20 protein-coding genes are annotated in these 22,944 nt (G+C 62.8%); 8 read left to right on the forward strand and 12 right to left on the reverse strand.

Translation table 11 applies throughout. The features are described from left to right. Nucleotides 1–11: 11 nt before the first annotated feature. The 4 genes from EXZ48_RS14945 to EXZ48_RS14960 are packed head-to-tail and all read right to left on the reverse strand — an operon-like array spanning nucleotide 12 to nucleotide 4,229. Nucleotides 12–1,040, reverse strand: coding sequence for a polyamine ABC transporter substrate-binding protein (locus EXZ48_RS14945; RefSeq protein WP_130516725.1), 1,029 nt, complete (start codon nucleotides 1,038–1,040; stop codon nucleotides 12–14). A gap of 38 nt (nucleotides 1,041–1,078) precedes the next feature. Next, nucleotides 1,079–2,380, reverse strand: a complete 1,302-nt coding sequence (locus tag EXZ48_RS14950) for an aspartate aminotransferase family protein (RefSeq protein ID WP_130516727.1) — start codon at nucleotides 2,378–2,380, stop codon at nucleotides 1,079–1,081. 11 nt (nucleotides 2,381–2,391) lie between these two features. Continuing rightward, nucleotides 2,392–3,369: a transketolase family protein gene (locus EXZ48_RS14955; protein WP_130516729.1), complete on the reverse strand. Its 978-nt coding sequence runs from the start codon at nucleotides 3,367–3,369 to the stop codon at nucleotides 2,392–2,394. Beyond that, nucleotides 3,366–4,229: a transketolase gene (locus EXZ48_RS14960; RefSeq protein ID WP_130516926.1), complete on the reverse strand. Its 864-nt coding sequence runs from the start codon at nucleotides 4,227–4,229 to the stop codon at nucleotides 3,366–3,368. Before EXZ48_RS14960 ends, EXZ48_RS14955 begins: the two co-directional genes overlap by 4 nt. 255 nt (nucleotides 4,230–4,484) lie before the next feature. On the opposite strand from EXZ48_RS14960, the gene EXZ48_RS14965 reads away from it, so the two are divergent. Continuing rightward, nucleotides 4,485–6,860, forward strand: a complete 2,376-nt coding sequence (locus tag EXZ48_RS14965) for a penicillin acylase family protein (protein ID WP_130516730.1) — start codon at nucleotides 4,485–4,487, stop codon at nucleotides 6,858–6,860. A 238-nt stretch (nucleotides 6,861–7,098) separates the two neighbouring features. Here the strand turns inward: EXZ48_RS14965 and EXZ48_RS14970 are convergent, their stop codons facing one another. The 3 genes from EXZ48_RS14970 to EXZ48_RS14980 form a co-directional block, all read right to left on the reverse strand. After that, nucleotides 7,099–8,973, reverse strand: coding sequence for a calcium-binding protein (locus EXZ48_RS14970; RefSeq protein WP_130516732.1), 1,875 nt, complete (start codon nucleotides 8,971–8,973; stop codon nucleotides 7,099–7,101). Nucleotides 8,974–9,306: 333 nt separating this feature from the next. Further along, nucleotides 9,307–9,576, reverse strand: a complete 270-nt coding sequence (locus EXZ48_RS14975; RefSeq protein ID WP_130516734.1) for a hypothetical protein — start codon at nucleotides 9,574–9,576, stop codon at nucleotides 9,307–9,309. Between the two features lie 219 nt (nucleotides 9,577–9,795). Continuing rightward, on the reverse strand, nucleotides 9,796–10,695 hold the full coding sequence (locus tag EXZ48_RS14980; RefSeq protein ID WP_207900424.1) for a LysR family transcriptional regulator: 900 nt from the start codon (nucleotides 10,693–10,695) through the stop codon (nucleotides 9,796–9,798). Here EXZ48_RS14980 and EXZ48_RS14985 point away from each other — a divergent pair. Next, a complete protein-coding gene (locus EXZ48_RS14985) occupies nucleotides 10,639–11,610 on the forward strand; it encodes an SDR family oxidoreductase (protein ID WP_371687660.1) in 972 nt (323 codons plus the stop codon). The two genes, EXZ48_RS14980 and EXZ48_RS14985, sit on opposite strands and share 57 nt — an antisense overlap. A gap of 298 nt (nucleotides 11,611–11,908) precedes the next feature. On the opposite strand, the gene EXZ48_RS14990 is transcribed toward EXZ48_RS14985, so the two are convergent. After that, nucleotides 11,909–12,907: a calcium-binding protein gene (locus tag EXZ48_RS14990; RefSeq protein ID WP_130516738.1), complete on the reverse strand. Its 999-nt coding sequence runs from the start codon at nucleotides 12,905–12,907 to the stop codon at nucleotides 11,909–11,911. Nucleotides 12,908–13,068: 161 nt separating this feature from the next. Continuing rightward, nucleotides 13,069–13,629, reverse strand: a complete 561-nt coding sequence (locus tag EXZ48_RS14995; RefSeq protein WP_023512320.1) for a MarR family transcriptional regulator — start codon at nucleotides 13,627–13,629, stop codon at nucleotides 13,069–13,071. A 173-nt stretch (nucleotides 13,630–13,802) separates the two neighbouring features. On the opposite strand from EXZ48_RS14995, the gene EXZ48_RS15000 reads away from it, so the two are divergent. From EXZ48_RS15000 to EXZ48_RS15025, 6 genes are all read left to right on the forward strand, one after another. Beyond that, nucleotides 13,803–14,162 carry a cupin domain-containing protein gene (locus EXZ48_RS15000; protein WP_050744247.1) on the forward strand — a complete coding sequence of 120 codons (360 nt, stop codon included), beginning with the start codon at nucleotides 13,803–13,805 and terminating at the stop codon, nucleotides 14,160–14,162. Nucleotides 14,163–14,217: 55 nt separating this feature from the next. Next, complete coding sequence (locus EXZ48_RS15005) at nucleotides 14,218–14,661, forward strand: DoxX family protein (RefSeq protein WP_130516740.1); 444 nt, start codon at nucleotides 14,218–14,220, stop codon at nucleotides 14,659–14,661. Nucleotides 14,662–14,990: 329 nt separating this feature from the next. Beyond that, entirely contained in the window at nucleotides 14,991–15,536 is a 546-nt protein-coding gene (locus EXZ48_RS15010) for a Crp/Fnr family transcriptional regulator (RefSeq protein ID WP_050744248.1), read from the forward strand. A gap of 66 nt (nucleotides 15,537–15,602) precedes the next feature. Beyond that, on the forward strand, nucleotides 15,603–16,181 hold the full coding sequence (locus EXZ48_RS15015; RefSeq protein ID WP_023512316.1) for a class I SAM-dependent methyltransferase: 579 nt from the start codon (nucleotides 15,603–15,605) through the stop codon (nucleotides 16,179–16,181). Nucleotides 16,182–16,197: 16 nt separating this feature from the next. Beyond that, nucleotides 16,198–16,665 carry a (2Fe-2S)-binding protein gene (locus EXZ48_RS15020; protein WP_130516744.1) on the forward strand — a complete coding sequence of 156 codons (468 nt, stop codon included), beginning with the start codon at nucleotides 16,198–16,200 and terminating at the stop codon, nucleotides 16,663–16,665. Continuing rightward, nucleotides 16,665–18,815, forward strand: a complete 2,151-nt coding sequence (locus tag EXZ48_RS15025; RefSeq protein ID WP_165909357.1) for a xanthine dehydrogenase family protein molybdopterin-binding subunit — start codon at nucleotides 16,665–16,667, stop codon at nucleotides 18,813–18,815. The genes EXZ48_RS15020 and EXZ48_RS15025 overlap by 1 nt, the downstream gene beginning before the upstream one ends. A gap of 339 nt (nucleotides 18,816–19,154) precedes the next feature. Here EXZ48_RS15025 and EXZ48_RS15030 read toward each other — a convergent pair whose 3' ends face one another. The 3 genes from EXZ48_RS15030 to EXZ48_RS15040 are packed head-to-tail and all read right to left on the reverse strand — an operon-like array spanning nucleotide 19,155 to nucleotide 22,905. After that, nucleotides 19,155–20,975 carry an ABC transporter ATP-binding protein gene (locus EXZ48_RS15030; RefSeq protein WP_130516748.1) on the reverse strand — a complete coding sequence of 607 codons (1,821 nt, stop codon included), beginning with the start codon at nucleotides 20,973–20,975 and terminating at the stop codon, nucleotides 19,155–19,157. A gap of 14 nt (nucleotides 20,976–20,989) precedes the next feature. Next, nucleotides 20,990–21,283 (reverse strand): muconolactone Delta-isomerase, encoded by a 294-nt coding sequence (locus EXZ48_RS15035; RefSeq protein WP_023512311.1) that lies wholly within the window; start codon nucleotides 21,281–21,283, stop codon nucleotides 20,990–20,992. Between the two features lie 11 nt (nucleotides 21,284–21,294). Next, nucleotides 21,295–22,905, reverse strand: coding sequence for an NAD(P)/FAD-dependent oxidoreductase (locus EXZ48_RS15040; protein WP_130516750.1), 1,611 nt, complete (start codon nucleotides 22,903–22,905; stop codon nucleotides 21,295–21,297). Nucleotides 22,906–22,944 lie beyond the last annotated feature (39 nt).

The raw sequence follows: 22,944 nt of genomic DNA on the forward strand, positions 1-22,944 counted from the left end.
GACATCCTCCCTTATTGTGCGACCCAGCGGTTGAAACGCTGCTGAAGTTCCTCTTCGTGATCCACCCAGAACGGCGTGCTGACGGCGAGCGCGCCCACCATGTTCTCCTCGGCCGTCGGAAGCTGCGGCTTGATGTCGGCGGAGATGCTGTCCATCGCCTTGGCGTTGGTCACGCCGTAGACCATCTTCTCGGCAAAGGCCTTCTGCGGCTCGGGGCTCGTCATGAAGTTGACGATGTCGAAGGCCTGGTCCCTGTTGCCGCCCTTCGGAATGGCCCAGAAGTCCATCGCATAGAGCTGGTTGGTCCAGGACATCTTGAAATGCCGGCCCTGCTGGTTCGCGGCGATGACGCGCCCGTTATAGGCCGAGGTCATCGTCACCTCGCCGGAGGCCAGCCATTCCATCGGCTGCGCGCCGCTTTCCCACCACTGGATGCTCGGCTTGATCGCGTCGAGCTTGGCAAAGGCGCGGTCCTGTCCCTCCTTGGTTGCCAGGATATCGTAGAGCTCCTCCGGCTTTGCGCCGTCTGCGAGCAGGGCGACTTCGAGCGTCATGCGCGCCTGCTTGCGTAGCCCGCGTTTTCCCGGCCATTTCTCGAGATTCCAGAAATCCGCCCAGGAGGCGACGCCGCTCGTCTTGTCACCGTCATAGGCGAGGATCTTCGACCAGACGAAGGCGCCGACGCCGCAATCGGACTTGGCCGGCGCGATGATGTCGGCGCTGTTCGGCAGGCCGGCCCAGTCGAACGGCTCCAGAAGGCCCTGGTCGCAGGCGAGAATCATCTCGTTCTCGTCCATTTGCACGACGTCCCAGGTCGTCGTGCCGGTTTCGACCATGGCCTTCACCTTGGCGATGCCGCCCGTGTAGGATTCCTCCAGAAGCGGCGCGCCGGCTTTCTCCTGATAGGGCTTGAAGAGCGTTTCGCGCATCGCTTCCTGCGTCGCGCCGCCGAAGCCGACGACGGTCAGGTCGCGGGACAGCGCCGGAGAGGCGACGACGAGCGCGGCGCCCGCCATCATTGCAAAAAACCGAGTTCTCATGGGTTCCCCTTTTGTGTTTGAGAGCAGGTTTGGAAAGATCAGGCCGCGACGGACCGGGCGAGGCCGGCCATGGTCGTGTCGATGAGTTCGAGCGTGTCGTCGAGGACGGCGCGGTCGTGGCTCAGCGAGAGGTAGAGGCGTTTGAGCTGGAGCGGCTGGAAGACCTGCCGGCCGGCGATCAGCGCGCGGCGGAAGCGCATGTCGAGATCGTTGTCGTTGCGCAGAAGATCCGTGTAGTCGCGGAATGCGCCGTCGAAGAAATAGACGAGCCAGACCGAGCCGAAGCCTGCGGCCTGCGCCTTCAGGCCGTGCCGTGCGATGATGCCGTCAATCTCGCTGCGCAGATAGGCGCCAAGCTCGAACAGCCGCTCATAGACGCCCGGTCTCGCCAGCTCCTCGATCGTCGCCTTGACGGCCGCCATCGAGGACGGCGTGCCGTTGAACGTGCCGCCCATGAAGACGGCACCCTCACCCGTGCGGCCCACCCGTTCCATGATCTCGCGTCGGCCGGCGACGAGGCCGATCGGATATCCGCTGGTCGCTGCTTTCCCGAAGGTGGCAAGATCGGGCGTGACGCCGACGATCGACTGGTAGCCGCCAAGCGCGTGCCGGAAACCGGTGATCACCTCGTCGAAAATGAGAACGACCCCGTGCTCGGTGGTGATCCGGCGCAGGTCAGCGAGGAACTGCGTCTCGGCAATCACCGCGCCCATATTGTGCGCGATCGGCTCGACGATGATCGCCGCCACCTCGCCCGGGTTTTTGCGGATGTAGTCCTCGACGGCACCGGCATCGTTGTAGGGCAGGATGGCGGTGTGGCGGGCGGCATCGAACAGCATGCCATCGGACATCGGGTCGTAGGAGCCGAGCATCTGGCGGCTCGACTGGCCATTCATGGCGACATAATCGTGCCAGCCGTGGTAGCCGCCCTGGAACTTGATGATCTGTTTCCGCCCGGTATAAGCGCGGGCCAGACGGAGGGCATGGTAGGTCGCCTCCGAGCCACTGCTGCAGAAGGCCACCTGATCGGCGCAGGGGATCGCGTTTACGAGCAGCTCGGCCACCTCGACCTCCAGCTCCAGCACACCGGCACCGATCAGATCGAGGTTTTCGGCCGTCTTTGCAATCGCGGCAGCGACGGCGGGCGGGCGATGACCAAGCACATTGGCGCCGAAGGCGCAGTGATAGTCGGTGTAGCGGTTGCCGTCCGCGTCATAGAGATAGGGGCCTTCCGCCCGGGCAAAGGCGATCGGCGCGCCGAGGCGCCGGCTGGGGCTCAACAGGCCGCCGGGAATGACGGCTTCCGCGCGCGCGGCGATCGTTTCGTTGTTCGTCGGCATCGGCATTCTCCTTACGCAAGGCTTTCGAGCGCCACGGCCCTGATGCCGTCGCCGTCCAGGCGGTAGTGCCTGTAGAGATGGGTGGGGGGGGCGATCAGGCTGTATTCGTCGCAGATGCCGTGCCTGACGAGGCGGGCGCCCTTGCCCTTTTCGGCCAGCACTTCCGCAACCGCACCGCCGAGGCCGCCGAGGATGTTGTGCTCCTCGACCGTCAGGATGACCCTGGAACGGGCCGAGGCCTCGATGATCGCCTCTTCGTCGAGCGGCTTGATCGAATGCATGTCAATCAAGCCGACGGAATGGCCGGCAGCATTCAGCTCCTCCATCGCGCGTCTGGCGCCATGCACGGGATAGCCCGCGGCGATGATCGTGATGTCCTTGCCGATGCCGTGCACGATCGCCTTGCCAAGTTCGAAGGTGACACCGTTCTCATAGACGACCGGATCATGGCCGCGGTGGATGCGAAAATAGATCGGAAGCGGATAGTCGACGGTCGCCCTGAGGGCCGCATCGAGCGCCGGCCCGTCCGCCGTCGACACGACAGCGAGGTTGGCGATGCTGCGCATGATGGCGATGTCTTCGGTCGCGTGATGGGAGGTTCCGTAAAAGCCGAGCGAAATACCGGTGTGATGCCCGATCAGACGAACCGGCTGCCTGCAATAGGCGACATCCATGCGGATCTGCTCGCAGCACAGAAGCGCGAGGAACGAGGCGAAGGTCGCGACATAGGGAATGACGCCGGTCGTCGCCATGCCGGCGGCCGCCGAGACCATGTTCTGCTCGGAAATGCCGAACTGCACGAAACGCTCCGGATAGCGCTGGGCGAAGGCGGAAAGGCCGTTGGAATATTGCAGGTCCGCCGTGCCCGCCATGACGGGGTAGCCGGCCTCGGCAAGGGCGATGAGCGCATTCGACAGCGTGGGGAGCGAAGGCGCGCGGCGGTTGATCTCGCGGTATTGCCACGAGTCCTTGGAAAGCAGCTGGGTCATTGGGAGATTACCGTGTTCAGGATCGTTTCGCGGGCCTTGGCCTCGTCTTCCGCGCCGAGATAGCCGAGATGCCAGCCGGGTTCGGTTTCCATGTAGTCGATGCCCTTGCCCTTCACCGTGCGGGCGATGATGCAGCAGGGTTTTTCGCGCGTGCGATCGGCCTTGACGGCGCGCAGCAGCGTCGTCAGCGCCGCGAGGTCATGGCCATCGACGGTATGGACCTCCCAGCCGAAGGCGCGCCATTTCTCGTCGAGCGGTTCGATCGTCAGGACGTCGTCGACCTTGCCGTCGAGCTGGTAGCCGTTGCGATCGACAATCGCGACGAGGCTGGAGAGGTTGTGCGAAGCGGCGGACAAGGCGGCTTCCCAGACCTGGCCCTCCTGCATTTCCCCGTCACCGAGCAGGACGAAAGCATTGAAATCCCGTTTCTGAAAGCGTGCGCCAAGCAGCATGCCGACGCCGTTCGACAAGGCATGACCGATAGAGCCGGAGCTGAAATCGACGCCGGGAACCTTCGTCATGTCGGGATGGTCGCCGAGGGGGCTGCCGAGCCGCGTATAGCTTTCAAGCCATGCGGGATCGAAGAAGCCGAGATCGGCGAGAATGGGGAAAAGGCCGACGGCCGCATGGCCCTTGCCCATCAGGAAGCGGTCCCGGTCGGCCCACGCCGGCTCGCCCTTTCGCAGCCGCATCACATCGTAATAGAGCGCCGCAAAAATCTCCGCGCAGGAGAAGACGGAGGTGTAGTGGCCGACCTTGGCGATCGAGATCAGCCGAAGCGTCTCGAGCCGGATGAAGCGCGCACGCTCCTCAAGGAAGGCAAGCTGTTCGCCGGACAATAGGTCATCGTTGCGCGCCACCGAAAGGTGGCCGCCTGGAGTCTGTCGCACTGACAAGGATCTGCTCCCGCTGTTTTCTAACTTATAAGTTATAAGATATAGAAAACCGGCAGGCGCGCAACAGTTTTTTGCGCCGGCAGCGCATTCCGCCACACACCCGTCGCAATAGCCTTCATCCGGCGGACGAGAATAGATTGACCGGTCGTTCGGTTAATAGTAATTATTGCCGCGCGCCATGGAGGATGGCGCCGATTGTGAACATGCCAGGAGGAAAGAATGTTCCACACCCGCCGGCCGGCGCTTGCCGCTTTCCTGATCTCCGTCGTCCTGACGCCACTCGCTCCCGCCGCCGCCCTCGCCGCTTCCGATGTCGAGATCATCCGCGACAACTGGGGTGTGCCCCATGTCTATGCCGGTGACGTCTATGGGCTCTATGCCGGCTTCGGTTATGCCGTGGCGACCGACCGGCTCTTCCAGATGGAGATGTCGAAGCATTCCGTTCTCGGCACGGTTTCGCAGGTGCTCGGCGCGGACCATCTCGGCTACGACATCGCGACGCGGGCCGATTTCGACCATGCCGATATCCGGGCGCAGATCGAGGCCCTGTCGAAGGAAGAACGGGACATCCTGCGCGGCTATGCCGCCGGCTACAACAAGCGCGTCGCCGAGGTTCTGGCCGACCGCAGCCGGCTGCTGCCGAAGGAGTTCAGCGATTTCGGGATCGAGCCGACGACCTGGAGCGATTTCGACGTCGCGATGATCTATGTCGTGACCATGGCCGGCCGCTTCTCGCACTACTCGACCGAGCTCGACAACGCCAAGGTTCTGGCAAAACTCGAGAAGCAGCACGGCAAGGAGAAGGCCGCCGAACTCTTCGACCAGATGTTCTGGCTGGAGGACCCGCTTGCCCCGACGACCGTGCCGAAGGGCGGCCAGTATCAGATCAAGGCGGAAAACAAGCCGTTCTTGGATGGCACGCGTTTCAGCGCCCTCGCCGACCGGAGCGTCCCGGGTGGAGACGAAGCGCGCCCCCGCGCCTCGAACCTCTGGATCCTCGGACCGAAGAAGACCACCGACGGCTCGACCATGCTGATGAACGGGCCGCAATTCGGCAATTTCAACCCGTCCTATGTCTATTCGATCGGCCTGCACGGCGCAGGCTTCGACCTGACCGGCTCGACGCCCTTCGCGGTGCCGAACGTGCTGTTCGGAACGAACGGCCAGATCGCCTGGGGCGCGACCGCGGGCCCGCTCGACGTCAACGACTACTTCCAGCTCGAACTCAATCCCGACAACCCGGCGCAGTACCGCAAGAACGGCACCTGGCACGACATGCGCGCCCGCCCGGAAACCTTCAAGGTCAAGGGCCAGGCCGACGTCGCCACCGTGGTCTATGAGAGCGACTACGGTGTCGTCAGCGAGATCGACCCGCAAAACCATACGGCCTACGCCTTCAACCGCACCTGGAAGGGCAGGGAAATCCAGACGCTGCTTGCCTGGGTCAACTCGACCAAGGCGCAGAGCTACGAGGACTGGTTGAAACAGGCGAAGAACGTCGCCACCACGATCAACTGGTATTACGCGGACAAGGACGGGAACATCGGCTACGTCTCGCCAGGCTATCTGCCGGTCCGCAATCCGGCGCAGGACCAGCGCGTGCCGGCCAGGGGCGACGGCTCCATGGACTGGCAGGGCATCCGCGCCTTCGCCGACATGCCGAAGACCTACAATCCGGAGCAAGGCTGGATCGCCAACTGGAACAACCGTTCGGCCCATGGCGAGGTCGCCAACTTCGAGGCGACGCCCTGGGGGGCTTCGGACCGCGTCGACGAGATCGTCGCACTGATCACCGGCAAGGACAAGCTGACGCCGCAGGACGTCTGGGACATCAACGAGAACATCGCGTTTCTCGACATCAATGCCCGCGCGCTGCTGCCGTTCCTCTTCGAGGCGGCGGCAAAGCTTGCCGCCGATGACCCGCGCCAGGGCCTGGTCACGGTGCTGAAGGACTGGGACGGCCGCATGGTCCGGGGCGAGGACGGCCGCGCCACGGCGCCTGCCGTCGCGCTCTTCCAGCGCTGGGTCAAGATCATGGTGGCGGACGTGCTGATGGACGACCAGCCCGGCATCGACCCGACCGTCGCCCTCAACCGTATCTCGCGCCCGACGCAGGTGCTGCGCAACGCACTTCTTGGAGACAAGGCCGGCATCACACAGCGCCACGACTTCTTCAACGGCGTCGACAGGAACGAGATCATGCTTGCGGCGCTCGGCAAGGCCGCCGCCGCCCTGACCGAGGAGCATGGCAGCGACAAGCCCGAAAGCTGGCACGCAACGCTGCCGCAGCACATCTTCGCCACCAAGAACTATCTCGGCATCGCGCAGACAGGCGAGGATGCGGGGATCGAGGTCGGTACGACGATGAACCGCGGCACGCAGAGCGACCTCATCACCTTCAAGGACGGCACCGCCTCCGTCTGCATGGTGACGCCGCCCGGCCAGAGCGGCTTCATCAGCCCCGCAGGCCAGACGTCACCGCACTATGACGACCAGATCAAGCTCTACGAGACCTTTACCTGCCGTCCGCAGGCGCTGACACGCAGCGCGGTCGAGAAGGTAGCCGTCGAAACCCTGAAGCTGACGATCGACTGATATCCCGGATTGGCCGGGCACAAGCCGGCCTGCCGGGGCATTGCCCCGGCGCTACGCCGAGGCGCAATCGATCCGGCCCGGAAAGGCAAAGGAAACCTCCCGGTCGCGGTTCCACGAACCGCGACCGTCATTGGCCGACCGCCAACGTTCGGTCCTGGAGAACAGCCGGCGCGTCATCTGCCGGCCAAGGCAGCCAGATCGTTGTCGCCGTCGAAGAAGCGGGATTGCGCCGCCTGCCCTACGAGATGATATCGAAGTCGCCCGCGGTCAGGTTCAGGCCCTTGTCGAGCACCCCGAACAGAACGGCCTTGCCGCTGCCGCTGCCATCGGCATCGTACCAGAGCTTCCCGCTTGCCTTGTCGTAGATGATGCGGTCGGAAGCATCCTGTGCCTTCGTGCCGGTGCTGAAGGCGCCCGAACTCAAATCGCCGACTTTCCCGGCTTTGAAGACATCGTCATCGAGAACGATCTTGTCTTTTTTCACCGAAAAATCGCCAATCGTATCGACATTGGTGGCGCCGAGTTTCGTGTTGAACACGAACATGTCCTTGCCGCTGCCGCCGACGAGAGCATCCTTGCCGGACCCGCCATAGAGCTTGTCGTCGCCGCCGGCGCCGTTGATCTTGTCGTTGCCGCCATTGCCGTTGATCGTGTTGTCGTCCGCGTTCATCCTTATCTGATCGTCACCGCTTCCGGCCCGGATGATCTCGACGCCCTCGAGCTCCATCCGGAAGACTTCGTCGACCGTATAACCTCTGATATCGACATACTTGTCGTTGACGAGGATTTCCGGCTTGAGGCCCTGGAGCTTGCTGAAGTCCACGGTGTCCGTGCCGGTGCCGCCACTGAAATAGCGCTCGTAGCTGTCCATGATTTCACGGACCGCGTAGGTGTCGTTTCCAGCTTCCCCGTAGCTCTTGTCGGACCCTCCGCTATCCACGATCGCGTCATCGCCGCTGCCGGCATGGATGACGTCGCTTCCCGATCCGCCGTCAATCGCATCGTTGCCGCTGCCGCCATCGATCTTGTCCTTGCCGGCGCCTCCCTTCATGGTGTCGTTGCCACCCTGACCCCACATGCCGTCGTCGCCGTTGCCGCCCGACATGCGGTCGCTGCTCTTGTCGTCGGCCTGTGCCTCCCCGGGGATGGACCACTTCTGCGGCGTCATGGTCTTGCCCGTCGTGCCATCCCAGGTGAGGGTCAGGGCCTCGCCGAACCAGTCTCCGCGCAGCTTGGTTTCCGTTCCGCCATACATCAGATCGTTGCCGTTGCCACCGTCCATCACGTCGCCGCCATAGCCGCCCTGCATGAGGTCGTTGCCGTCCTCGCCTTTAAGAGTGTCGTTGTTCCACTCGCCATGCATGTAGTCGCCGCCGGCGCCGCCAAACATCTTGTCGTTGCCGCGCCCGCCGAGCAGCTGATCGGCCCCATCCTTGGCGCCAAGGCCGGAAATGTCCGACTTGCCGTAGCCATAGATGAAATCGTTGCCGTCCAGACCGACCGCAATATCCCGGCCCAGCCCGCCGAAAATCACATCCGCAGCCTTTCCGGTCCAGGCGAAATCATTCCCGTCGCCGGCCAGGACCTCGACCGGCTCCGTCGCATCGGAAGCCCTGAACAGCTCCGGCCGGTCTCCGATACCCTTCAAGTTCAGGAGCGTGCGCAGCTTGGGATGGTGCAGCATATCGACCTGATAGGTGCCGCTGAAATCGCTGATGCTCCAAACCTGGAAGGAAATGACATCGACGCCTTCGGGTATGATCAGGGAACCGCGCGTCTTTTCATTGCTCAGAAGATGCGTGTTGTAATTAAGCCCAAACGTTTTTAGATATTCATATGTATATGCGCCAAACCTAATAGAAAGATCCGTGCCGGAAGAGCCAAAAAAAGAAACGAAAAGCTCATCTCCAGCCTTTAGGCCGGAGGCCTCCAGATCAAGAACAAAGTAATCTGCGCGATCATTTCCAAGATAATCATCGATAGACCCTATAAATCTACCGACAACGTCTTTACCAATCTTAAATACCGGATAAAACTCCCCATTACTCGAGAACGCATCGTTGTCAAAAGTGTCTCTTCCGGTAAGTTCGGAATATTGCTGAACGGTCGCCATCTACCACCCTCATCCCAACGGCATCGCCCACCAGCGACACACCCCACCTATAGTATCCTGGCTGCAGAATATCCTGTCAACGCGACAACAAAGGGACGGAATATTCTTTCCCACTCCAAAGCAACATGCGCGGCAGGCCTGGCGCCGTATGCATCGCGTCGGACGAGGTTATGGCAATTGCACAATACCGGACAGCGGCAGGGCATGAACAAGGCCGCCAAGGTCAATCGGTTGAGAAGCTTGATCCCGGATTGCGTCAGAGCAGGCACGCGCGGAAAATACGACATCTCGGACACAATCGCCCTGCTCTACGGCCGGATACAGAAGCGGGCGCTACATCACCTGACGAGGTGGCCAAGTGGTGAGCGCCGGGCGCTTCAGCGAGCGTTCCGTCACCGGGCACCCCTCCTGGATTCTGGTCCAGGACGAGACGTTGAGCTTCATTTCGCAGCGCGCGAGATACGAGCCGCCATCGACCCTCAGGCAGGCTGTCTGGCCGAGCTCGAACATCACGCCGCGATTTCGGCATTTGCAATTGTGGGCATCCGCCATGGTGGGGGTCAAGGCCATGGCCAAGCCGGCAACGAGCACTCCGATACGCATGGTAGAGGCTCCTGACGATAGACCGCCAGCTTACACCTGACTGCCGGTATCGTCAAAAGAGCCCTCCCACCGGCAATCCCAGCACTCTTCAAACAGGGCGACCAAGGCGTCCGTCCGGGCCAACCTCGTCGGAGGACCGGCACGAAGCGGGGAAATTCGCGAATGCGGATGCGATCGGGCCGGTTTCGATATGCCACTTCGTTTCGTTCTCGCGGGCGCTCAGTTCGGCAACTCCCTGCGCAGGACGTCGATAAACGCCCGAAGGCCGGCGGGGACATGGCGACGGCCGGGGAAATAGAGGCAAAGTCCCGGAGCAGGCGGGCACCATTCCTCAAGGACCAGAACCAGGGTTCCGTTGTCCAGGTCCTCCTTGGCGACCGTTTCCGGCACATAGGCAATGCCCATTCCCGCGACCGCCGCTTCGACCATCATGCCGTTGTGGTCCAGCGTCAGAACCCCCTGCACATCGACGTTTCGGGTTTGTCCTTCCCTCTCGAATTCCCACCGATAGGGCGTGCCGCTTGGCAAGCGTTGACGTATGCATCGGTGGACAGCCAGATCGTCCGGGACAGCCGGACGCGGACTGGCCGAAAGATAGTCCGGTGACGCGACGGCTACAAACCTTACGGTTCCGCCGAAGGGCACGGCGATCATGTCAAGCGGAACGGCCTCGGACAGACGAATTCCGGCATCGAAGCCCTGGGCGACGATATCGACGAACCGTCCGTCAGCGGCAAGATCAAGCCGCATCTGGGGGTAGCGCTTCAGGAACTCGGGGACGACGTTCCGCATCAACAGCCGTGCAGCCGATTCCGGCGCAGTGATCCGCAACAGACCGGATGGCTCGCCCTGCCGTTCTGCAAGGTCGTCGAAGATCGTTTCCAGGTCGCCCAGAACCGGCATGAGTCTCGACAAAAGCTCTGCCCCGGCTTCGGTCAGCGCGACGCTGCGGGTCGTGCGGTTCAACAGCCGAAAATCCAAACGCTGCTCCAGCATCCGCACCGTATGGCTCAGTGCGGAGCGCGATACGCCGATCTCCGCGGCGGCACGGCTGAAACTCCGATGGCGGGCAACGGCAGCGAAGGCCAGCAGGTCAGGGAGGGGAGGCGTAATTGTCAAATCATGCTCACCAATTCATGCGATTTTTCATCGATACCGCATAACTCTCCCGTCCACCATATGGTCTGCGTCAACAAGGAGTTTGCTATGACGAAGACTTGGCTCATTACCGGTGCGGCGCGTGGTTTCGGCCGCAACATGGCGGAGAAACTGCTCGCCCGTGGCGATCATGTGATCGCGACCGTCCGACGGGAAGGCTCTCTGGCTCTCGGACATCCAAACCTGAACATCCTGAAAATGGACCTGACCGACGCCGGCTCGATACGTGCGGCAGTCAACGAAGCCTTCGCGGCGCAGCGTATCGACGTCGTCGTCGGCAATGCCGGCTATGGCCTGTTCGGGGCGGCCGAGGAACTGGCCGATGCGGCTATCGCACGCCAGATTGCCACGAACCTGGTCGGGGCCATCGATCTCGTTCGCGCGACCATCCCGCACTTTCGCGCCCAGGGCGGCGGGCGTTTCCTGCAGGTGTCCTCCGAGGGCGGCCAGGTGGCATATCCCGGCTTCAGCCTCTACCACGCGACCAAATGGGGCATTGAAGGTTTCATCGAGGCGGTGTCGCAGGAGCTCGCGCGCTTCGGGGTCGAGATGATGATCGTCGAACCGGGGCCGACACCGACCGATTTTGCCGCCTCCGTCGATTTCGCAGCCGCCAGCCCCGTTTATGACGGCACGACCGTCAACGAGATCCGCCGCATCCTGTCGGGAATCGCCGGAGGAGATGCAGGCGAAAGCTTCGCCAAGCTGGCCGACGTGGGACGAAGTGTCGATGCGATAATTGCTGTCGCAGACCAGGCTGAAATGCCGCGTCGTCTGGCACTGGGAAGCACGGCTTTCGGAAACATCCACAAAGCCCTGACGGCGCGCGTGGCCGAACTGGAAGCGCAACGGGACATGACGCTGTCAGCAGACTGAGTAAGAAACGCGCGCATGCGGGCGCGTGTGCACCTGTCGCCCGCTACAGCGTACACGCGTCCGATCTGCTTGCTTGTCGCGCATCGGTGGATGTGCCGGAGGTGGTCCAAGCGGCTTGCAAGGCGGTTCAGAAGCCCGTCATCGTGGAAGATCGATCGACCGGCCAAAACGTATCCACGCCGCCGTCAGCGGCAAGACGACCAGTCCTCTGTCCTGACGCACGGCGTTCCACAGGCATTGGGGTATTCGCTGAGCATCAACACGACCCGGGGCGGTCCGAGGATCAACCGCTCGACATTCAGAGCAGGAAATCCGACGCCTTGAACGCGACGATATCATCGATGCAGATGGCGAAATCGGCTTTGCCGTTGCCATCGACATCTCCGTACAAGTAGGTGTCGCCGGACGCCGTGGCGATGCGAAGTTCTCCAGCTTCGTGGTGGAAACCAGTCGCACCGATGAAGCTGAAGGCCTGATCGCCGGCAAGCTTCGTGTTGGCGTCGATCACGGACAGGTTGATCTTGTCGCCCTGTATCTGGCTGAAATCGGTGATGAAGTCGCGACCGGACGCGCTGACGGTCGATTCCGCGATGGACTTGAAGACAAATTGGTCGGCACCCGTACCACCCGTCAAGCGGTCTGCGCCGATGCTGCCGCGCAGCTTGTCGCTGCCGGCACCGCCGTCCAGCTTGTCATTGCCCTTTCCACCATCGAGGTTGTCGTTGCCGCGCTCACCCCAGATTGTGTTTGCGGCCGCGTCACCCTTGACGATATCGTTGCCGCGGCCAAGGATGATCGCTTCGATCGAATAGAAGTGCTGGAGGTCGCCCAGCGATCCCTTCGTCGTGCCGAGCTTGTCGCCCTTCATGGTTATGGCGAGGTTTCCCGTGTAGGCGAAGTAGTCGAGCGTATCCCAGCCATCATCACCGTACATCAAATCCTCGCCGGGCGAGTAGACGAAACGGTCGTCGCCGCGAAGCCCGAAGAAGGTATTGGCGCCTGCATCCCCCGTTGCGACGTCGGTGCCGTTGCCGAGGATGACGGCCTCGATGGAATAAAGGTGTTTCGTATCGCCAAGCGAACCGGTGGCAATGCCGCGGCTTTCACCGTTAAGCGTCACCGTGACGTTACCGGTATAGTGAAAGTAGGACATCGTGTCCCATCCGTCGCCGCCATAGACGCTGTCGTTACCCTTGCTCCAGACGAACTTGTCGTCACCGCCCAGCCCTTTGTAGGTGTCGGTGGTGTCGGTGCCATAGAGAAGGTCGTTGGAGGCAGTGCCGGTTATGGTGGCCATGGAGATGGGGCTTTCTCACAAACAGGCTGCAACGATTATCCGCAAAGCCGGAATTTGTGAACCGAAACCAGTATCTTAATGGCAGTTAAGCTTAACGCTCGCCAATGCGCCGGACTGTCTTTGGGGGGCAGAGCACGTCACTGGTAGACGGCAGCACAGAATTAAACGTCGGGCTTGCTCTGGCTTTCGAGGCTGTGAAGCAGTTTACGAAGCAAGGCGGACAGCAGGTCTCGCTCGTCCCGGTTCAACGGCTGCAGAACCAGAAGCTCATTGGCCATGTCCGCCCTGAAGGCCTGTTCCGCCAGTTCTATTCCCCGCGGCAGCAATGTCACGACGACGCTTCGCCCATCGAGGTTCGACTTCTCGCGCCGGATAAGCCCGGTTTTCTCAAGCCGGCTCAGCCGATGCGTGAGGCCGCCCGAGGACAGCATCAGCGACGTATACATCTCGGTCGGCGTCAGCTGATAGGGTGGCCCGGCCCGGCGCAGCGTGCTGATCACGTCGAACTCACCGCGGTCGAGATCGAAGGCAGCGAACGTGTCCTCGATACCAGCAGCCACGAGGTTGGAGAGCCGCTTGGCCCGGCCGAGAATGGCCATGGGCTCCGTGTCGAGGTCCGGCAGCTCTCGTGTCCATTGGGCGCGCAGCCGATCGACGTGATCCTCTTGCGGCGCGCTGTCGCCGCGTACGCCGTAGCGTGCCCCCTCGCCTTCTTCCTTCATTGCCTGCCTCATGTGTCGCTTAACTCCGCTAGCCGATCCTAGAGCAAGCGCCGTCCGCAATAAACTGTCTTTATGCAAAGATATATATCTTGACGGGAAGACAGTTTTGATGGAGTATCTTCTCACAAAGACAATTGCACCCGCCGGCGCACCAATGGCAGCAGGAGACCAGAATGATCACGGTTCGCCGTCGCAAGGAGCCCGCCCCCGACCAGCGCCGCACCGTTCGGCTGGAAGGCCGCGAGATCGGAAGCCCGGTTTCACTTTTCCTTGTCGATGTCGAGCCCGGACGCGGTTCCGAACTGCACAGTCATCCCTACACCGAGACCTGGATCGTCCAGAAAGGCGAAGCGGAGTTCACGGTCGGCGAAGAGACTGTGCACGGCAGCGCCGGGGATGTCGTCGTCGGCCCCGCCCACGTTCCCCATCGCTTCACCAATGTGGGAACCGGGCGGCTGGAGATCGTCGCCATCCATCCGAGCGCAACCATTCAGCAGATCGATGTTCAAGGCGCCGCGCCCCGTCATTCCTGACGGCAGGAATACCCCAATCACGCAGCGGAGTGCTGCAGAACCAAGGATCATGGAAATGAATAAGCCCGTCATGCTCTGGACCGGCCGCACCCTGACCGGTCTCTTCACCCTGTTTCTCCTGGGTGCATCCATCACGCCAAAGCTGCTGGGAATGCCGGTCGCCGAAGAGACCCTGGCACAACTCGGCTGGCCAGCGGGCTATGCCTTCATGATCGGCGTGATCGAACTGACGTGCCTCGTGCTCTATCTCGCCCCGCCTGCGCGTCTGCTCGGTGCAGTCCTGATGACGGGACTTCTCGGGGGAGCGATGGCGACGCAGATCAGGGCGGAAAGCCCGCTCTTCAGCCATATCCTGTTCAGCGGTTATCTGGGACTGTTCATGTGGGGTGGGCTCTGGCTTCGCGACCCGCGCCTGCGGGCTGTGTTCCCCTTCGCCAGCAATCCCCCGGACAGACCCGCCCCGCTCGGATCGGCCTCCCTGCACCCTGCCGGGCAGTGACCAAATCCGTGCGAAAGAGGCTTCATCGGGCGCGCGCCGGCACGTTGCTACAAGCCGATCCCAACGCGAGAATGCATCACGATCAGGGACGAGAGGGCGTTAATTTCCTCGTGTGCGGCGGGATGAAGTTTGCGGTCGCTTTCGTATATCCGTCACGAGCAAACAAATTCACGTGGTTGCAAACGGGGCAGCTGGTCCAGCCGAATGCCTCCCGACAAATGGCGCGTGTCCAGCGGCGTTTTTCAAGCCGGGCATCCGGGGGATTGGTATTGGTACGGATCAAGCCAGAAGAATGCGTCGCAATCAAACTGTTCGAGCACATCGCTGGGATGGCTCTGGCCAATCGGGGCCTCGTGGCAGAGGCGGTTGAGCTGCGCCATGTTCGCGCCGGAGAAACCCTGTTCTCCCAGGACGAGGCGCATCCCTACGTTTATGTTGTGCGACAGGGCCTCCTGAAGCTCACCTATCTCAACAGGCAGGGCGAGGAATGGATCAAGTCCCTCGTGGCCGAAGGACAGTTCTTTGCAAGCCTCTCCGCATTGCGATCCGGTCAGGCGAGTTTCTCCGTCAGCGCCATCGAAGCCTGCGTGCTGGAACGACTGCCTTTCACACTGCTGGAGCAGATGGCCGATCGCGACCTGTCCTGGTCGCGCATGGTGCGGCACGCCCTGATGATCTTCGCCGAACGCAAGGAGCGCCGCGAGCGCCAGTTCCTGACGATGACCGCGGAAGCCCGCTACCGGCTGCTGCTCGATGAGGAGCCGCATCTGGTCGCACGCGTGCCGCAAAAGGATCTGGCCTCCCATCTCGGCGTCACACCCGTCGGCCTCAGCCGTATCGCAAGGCGTGTGCGGGAAAGCGGCCACGCGACTTAACCCAGGTTAATGCGGACTGCAGCCTCGTCGGCGATATCGGCTTCATCGCCGGATGGAGCCGACTATATGAGCCTGCCGCAACGCAAGTCCGACCACCTCCTGTTTCTTCGCTCATGGATCAGCCGACCCCTTCAGGTGGCAGCAGTCGCGCCGTCGAGCCGTTGGCTGGCCGATGCGATCACCGCTGAGGTGCCACGGGATGGTGGCCGCGTGCTGGAACTGGGCCCGGGTACAGGCGTCTTCACGCGTGCCCTCCTGCGACGCGGCATTCCTGAGGGCGCTTTGACGCTGGTGGAACGCGACCCCGCTTTCGCGCGATTGCTGCGATCCCGATTTCCGGCAGCCACCCTGCTCGAAGCCGATGCAGCGGCCCTGCCCCGCGATCAGTCCGGCTTTTCAGCGGCGATCAGTGGCCTGCCGCTGCTCTCCATGCCACGAGCACAGGTCGAGCGCATCCTCGCATGCGCCTTCGATCATATGGCGGATGGCGCCCATCTCTTCCAGTTCACCTATGGACCGCGGTGCCCTGTGCCTGATGCCATTTTGCTCGCCTTGGGCCTTACAGCGCGCTTTCGCAGCTTTGTGCCGATCAACCTGCCGCCAGCCAGCGTCTACCGGATCACGCGATTGCCGTTGCGGAAGTGACCGAAGGGAGAAAACGATGGATATTGTCCTGAACCGTCAGCCTGCCAGCGTCCCAGACGATCTCGCCGACGAACCGCTGCTCTTCTTGCTCCGGGACCATTTCGGCCTCAACGGCCCACGTTTCGGCTGCGGTGTCGGCTCCTGCGGCGCCTGCACCGTCATCATCGACGGCGAGGCACAACGCTCCTGTCTGCTCACCGCCGGCACAGTCGATGGCCGGACGATCCTGACGCTGGAGGGGCTGGCCGCCGACGGCAAACTGCACCCCTTGCAGGAAAGCTGGATCGCCGAGAGCGTGCCGCAATGCGGCTACTGCCAGAACGGGCAGATCATGACGGCGTACGCCCTGCTTTCCGCTCATCCAGCAGCTGACCCGGACACGATCGCCGAAGCCATGGACGGCGTACTCTGCCGATGTGGCACCCAGGCACGTATCCGCCGGGCGATCGCTCGGGCACAGACTATCATGCAGGGGGAAACGTGATGCCGAAGCTTTCTCGGCGCGGTTTCCTCAAGGCGCTCGGATGGGGTACAGCCGGTATCACTGCCGTTGCCGGTGGCGCGACCTGGGCACTGATGCCGGTGCTGCCGCCACGCAAAGGCCCGACAACCGTCGACGCGGCGACCTGGATCAGTCTTCGGCCGGACGGAAGGTTCAGGCTTTTGTCGACCCGCGCGGAGATGGGCCAGGGCATATCCATGGGGCTCAGGCAGGTCGCCGCCGACGAGCTCAATGTCAATGTCGATCGCATCGATCTCGTATTGCCGGATACGTCCCTCATCCCCGTCGCCCGTTCGACGGTGGGTTCCGATGCCATGCGGGAAACAGGGCCGCTCGTCGCCCGCGCAGCGGCGGCGCTTTCTACTGCTATTCTACGCGAAGCCGCGACACGACTTGCCCGCCCGCTCGATACCCTTCGCATCGAACCGGCAGGTGTCCGTGGCGATGATGGCTCTCTGCTTTCCTTCGAGACGCTCGGGTCCGGTCCGGCTCTGCTGGTGACGGGTGAGGAGTTGGATACGGCAAAGCCGAAGCTTGCAGTGCCGCGTGATGACCGGCGAAACGTAGGCCATCCCTTTCCGACCCACGACATCGACGCCATCGTGACTGGCAGCCGACCGCTTTATGCCGACGACATCAGGCTGGAGAACATGGTGTTCGGCGCGATCGTACGGCCGCGCGCGATTGAAGGTCGCATCCTCTCCGTCGATGCGTCGGCTGCCGCCGCAGTGCCTGGCTATGTCGGTCTCTACCGCGAGGATGATTTCATCGGCATCGTCGCCAACCGGCGGGGCGCGCTGGCACAGGCGCTCGACCTTCTTTCCCTGGTGGAGGAAAACAGCCCACCGCTTGCTTCCCTCGACATTGCGGAGATGGTGTCAGTCGCTGACGACAGATCACTGGAACATACCATACTCGACACCGGCGTTCCGGACGACCGGCCCTTCGACATGGATATCACACTTTCCATACCGCTTGCGGCACATGCCTCAATCGAGCCGCGCACAGCAGTCGCCCAGTTTCGTGACGGCGATCTTGAAGTGTGGACCGGCACACAGGATCCGTTCTTCGTCCGCAACACGCTCGCCGCCGCCTTCGGCCTCCCCCAAAGCTCCGTTACGGTTCATGCCATGCGCATTGGCGGCGGGTTCGGCGCTCGAACCATTGTCGCCGCGGAAATGGAGGCCGCACGGCTGGCCAAGCTCTGCGGCAGGCCAGTCAAGGTGCAATGGTCACGGCGCGACGAGTTCAGGTCAGGCTTCCATCGGCCGCCCTCCTGCCACCGCATCCGCGCATCGGCCGATGCCACGGGCCGGATTTCGAAGTGGCATCACATCTTCCGGTCCGGCCACATCATCTTCACTTCGGCCGCCATGGGACCGGGCCTGCAGTTCGCCACGAGTTTTGTCGGCGATCCCGGTGTTGCGCGTGGTGCGACCCCACCGTACCACGCCCAGGCCAGTCATGTAGCATTCGAGGACGTACGCCTGCCCGTCAAGACGGGACCATGGCGCGGCCTGGGGGCTGCCGCCAACCATTTTGCAGTGGAGACCGCCATGGACGTTCTGGCACGAACCAAGGGGCTCGATCCATTGGAGATGCGCCTCGCCGCATTGGGCCCACAGCATGACCGGTTGAGAACAGTCCTCGAGGAGGCCGCCGACATGGCCGGCTGGACTTCCCGATCGACAACGGCTGACGAAGCGATGGGGCTTGCCTGCGGCATCTACAAGGAAATGTCCTATGCCGCCGCCGTCGCGCGCGTGGCACGGACAGCGGACGGCTATCGAGTGACGGGCCTGTGGTGCGCGCACGACTGCGGGCTGGTGATCAATCCAGATCAGGTTCGGGCTCAGGTTGAAGGCAATCTCATATGGGGAATCGGCATGGCACTGCGGGAAGAGCTGATGATCGAGGACGGGGCGATCCCTGCCGAAAGCTTCTTTGACTACACCGTACCCGTCATGTCAGACGTGCCGGACATACAGATCCGGCTGATTGAGGGAAGCCCCGTGCCCACAGGAGCCGGCGAGACCGCCATCACCTGCGCAACCGCCGCCATCACCAATGCCATTGCCGCCATAACGGGGGAAACAGTAACGCGGTTGCCGGTCCGGCATGCACCAGCATAGACGTCTTTGTGTGGGGTCAGGGTCGGATTCCAGGCACGAATCACCTTGCCTGGATGCTTCGCGGATTTCGGCGGACTCTAGCGTTCTTTGTTTTCGTTTGCCTTTTCAGGAAGACCGGTTCCACTTTTCCCTGACAAGCTCTAGGCCAGCGCGCGCCAGTTCCTAAAGCGTCCGATTGACAGCGCCCGCGCGACGCCAAACTTTACCGCGAGGCCTTGCTCGTTTGGATTAGGGCTACCCGACACCCACAGTCCGCGCCCGCGTCACGCTTCGGGCTGCGTTTGCATCGCTCTGCAATAGCCCGAAAGCGACCAACAAGCCGACTGTGGCGGAGCCCTCTCAAACCTGGACGAAATGCTGCGCCGAGACCTCGTTGTAGCGCCGCTTGGGCGGGGCATAGCCGAGGGGGCGGACCGGGCTTTTTGTCTCGTCGGTGGAGAGATTTCGCCGGATGGTGCGCCTGGCGGGATCGGGGATCGGCACGGCGGCCATCAGCTTCCTCGTATAGGGATGCTGCGGATTTTCGAACACGTCCCGGCGCGGGCCGATCTCGACGATCTCGCCGAGATACATCACCGCCACCCGATGACTGACCCGTTCCACGACAGCCATATCGTGGCTGATGAACAGATAGGCGAGGTTGAAGCTCTGCTGCAGGTCGAGAAGGAGGTTGCACACCTGCGCCTTGACCGACACGTCGAGCGCCGACACCGCCTCGTCGGCGATGATCACCTTCGGATCGAGCATCAGTGCGCGCGCGATCGCGATGCGTTGGCGCTGGCCGCCGGAGAATTCGTGCGGGAAGCGCCGCATCATGTCCGCGTTGAGCCCGACACGCCCGAGCAGATCGGCGGCCTTGTCGCGTGCCTGCTCCCTGGTGCCGAGGCCATGCTCGATAAATGGTTCCATCACTGCCGCGCCTACCGTCATGCGCGGATCAAGGCTGGCGAAGGGATCCTGGAACACCATCTGGATGCTGCGCCGCATCGTGCGCAATGCCCCCCGATCGAGGCCCATCACATCGTGACCGCCAAGCGAGATCGCTCCACCCGTCGGCTCCACGAGCCGTATGATCGAACGCCCCGTCGTCGACTTGCCGCACCCGGATTCGCCGACGAGCGACAGCGTCTCGCCCGCCTTCAGGTCGAAGGACACGTCTTCCACCGCATGGACGGCGCCGCTCCTTCGCCCGAGCAGGCCCGAGCGGATATCGAAGCGTGTCGTCAGGTTCTTCACCTCCAGGAGAGGCCTCTCGCCGGTCGCAGGCATCGGCCCCTCGCTTTCCGACTGGCGCGTCTCGCCGGTCGTAATGTCGATCACCGGAAAGCGCATCGGCCGGGCACGGCCCGCCATGGAGCCAAGGCGCGGAACCGCCGAGAGCAATGCCCGCGTATAGGGGTGCCTGCCGCTGTTGAAGATGTCTTCGGTTGCACCGGTCTCCACCGCATCGCCGCGGAACATCACGATCGTCCGGTCGGCGACTTCCGCCACCACGCCCATGTCGTGCGTGATGAAAAGGACCGCCATATCCTCCTCTTCCTGCAGCGTCTTGATGAGGTCGAGGATCTGGCCCTGGATCGTCACGTCGAGCGCCGTCGTCGGCTCATCCGCGATCAGTAGCTTTGGTTTCGAGGCGAGCGCCATGGCGATCATCACGCGCTGGCGCATGCCACCGGAAAACTGGTGCGGATAGTCGTCGAACCGGCCCTTGGCGTTGGGAATGCGGACCTTTTCCAGAAGCCTGGTCACCTCCACCCGCGCCTCGCTCCGGGAAAGGGAGCGGTGGCAGGTGATCGCCTCTGCGATCTGCTTGCCGATCGGGAAGATCGGATTGAGCGAGGTCATCGGCTCCTGGAAGATCATCGAGATATCGTTGCCGCGGACCTTGCGCATCTCCTCCTCGCCAAGCGCCAGCAGATCGCGCCCGCCGAACACCACCTTGCCTTCGATGCGGCTCGCATACTTCGGCAGAAGCCGCATGATCGACAGGGACGTCACGCTCTTGCCGGATCCGGACTCGCCGACGATTGCCACCGTTTCGCGCGGAGCGATCGAGAAGGAAAGGTTGCGGACGACCGGCTTCCACTGGTCGCCCGACCTGAACGCCGTCGTGAGATCGCTGACGGACAGAACCGGCATCTGGGCGGGATGTGTGTCCATCTCGCTTTTTCCTCTTAGGCGGCGGTGTGGATCGGATCGACAGGATGCTTGGCCAGCGGAAGCACGTCGATATCGTACATCCACGGATTGGCCGGCAGACTGGTGATGATCTCATGCAGCTGCGTGGCATCCGCCGCGCGCCACAGCCCCCAATTCTCGAAGCGGCAGGGCACGCGCCACATACGCACCAGATGCCCCTCCTTGATCAGTTCGGCAGCGTGGGCGCGCTCGTCGTGGATCACCTTCGCCTTCAATTCCGGATCCATGTCGTCAGACCAGCGAAGCTTGATGTTGACCAGAAATTCCATTGCATGTTCCCTCATGATTTGACGTCCAGATCCTTGATGATGGTGTTTGCGGCGTTGTAGCCGGGGATGCCGGTGACGTAGCCACCCGGCCAAGTTCCGCCACCCGAGAGGTAAAGCCCGGAAAGCGGCGTGCGGTAATCGTGTGCCTTGCGATGCGGACGCGCACCGAAAAGCGCATTCGGCAGCATGTCGCCATGCGTGATGTTCGACTGGACGAGGCCAAGCTCGGCCTCGATCTCGACTGGATTAAAGTAACGAAGACCAACGAGGCGCCGCCGCAGGTCCGGCATGTAGTGCGCAAGCTCGTCGATACAGATATTGGCGAAACGCTCGCCGGCTTCCGGCCAGCTCCCCTCGGAAAGTGCATAGGGTGCGTGCCAGGCGTTGACGCTGAGGAGGTGGCAGCCTGCCGGCGCCATATCCGGCGAGGTCACCGATGGCATCAGGCCCCACATGATCGGCCGCTCGGCCAGTCGCCCCGCCAGTCCGTCCGCGATCGCCCGCTCGATGTAGTCGAGGGACGGCGCGATGCGGAACTGCACCTGTGCCGCCTGCGCCGGATCCACATCTGCCGGAAGGCCGGCATAGCGCGGCACGCCGTCGAGTGCGAGGACCAGTTTGAAGGCTGAACCCCGCATCGGCACCGCAGCGATCTCGCGTCGGGTGTCGGCGCCCACCGCTTCGTCATCCAGCAGCCTGCCGAAAAGCGTCTTCGGATTGATCGCCGACAACACGGCCGACGCGTAGAATTCATCGCCCTTGACGGTGACGACACCCCGGGCCCGGCCCGATGCATGCAGGATCCGCTCGATCGGCGCATCTTTCAGGATGGTCGCACCATGCGCAATGCAGCAGGCTTCGAGCGCGTCGATGATCGCGCCCATACCGCCGACCGGAAGGCCCGTCGAGCCCCGGAGCGCCGCACGTCGCGGGTCGTCCTCGTCCAGCGCCGCATAGGAGGCGAGCGAGATCGGCCGCATCATCAGACCCACGGCCGAACCGGGTGCGGACGGCGGGGTCAGCGTTGCATTGAGCGCCAGCATGCCGAGCAGTGCCTTGGCTTCCTCCGATCGCAGCCGTTCGTCGAGCAGCTGGCGCAGGCTGCCGCACATTACGCGGTCGAAGAGACCAGCGAGATGGCGGGGCACGTCGCGGGCGGCGCGAACCAGATCGGGAGACGGCGCGAACATCGATGCGCCCAGATGCCGCCCGAGTTCTTCGAGATCGGACAGGAAGCCGAAATAGCGCTCCGCCTCACCCGGCGCATAGGCGTCGAACTGCGCCGCCAGCCGGTCCCTGTCGCGCCAGCCGATAAAGGCGCCGCGCGGAAACGGATGCACGACCGTCGGATCGGTGCGAATGAATTTCAGGCCGAAATGCTCCAACTGCAGCTCGGCGATGAAGCGCGGCTCGAAACTGCCGGGCGAGTTGGTGAAGGCGCAGCGATAGCCCGGCAGGAACTCGAAGGTTCCGCAGGGGCCTCCGAGCGTCGGCCGCGCCTCGATCAGCAGCGGGCGCAGCCCGGCCTTGGCGAGATAGGCGGTCGCCACGAGACCGTTGTGCCCTCCCCCCACGACGATGGCGTCGTATGTGCCAGTCGATAAATCGGCGATGTTCGACATGCGATTTCCAGTTTGCTTGCGATAGAGGGCGGGCGGGCG

This window comes from Shinella sp. JR1-6, from assembly GCF_004284735.1.
Taxonomy (GTDB): domain Bacteria; phylum Pseudomonadota; class Alphaproteobacteria; order Rhizobiales; family Rhizobiaceae; genus Shinella.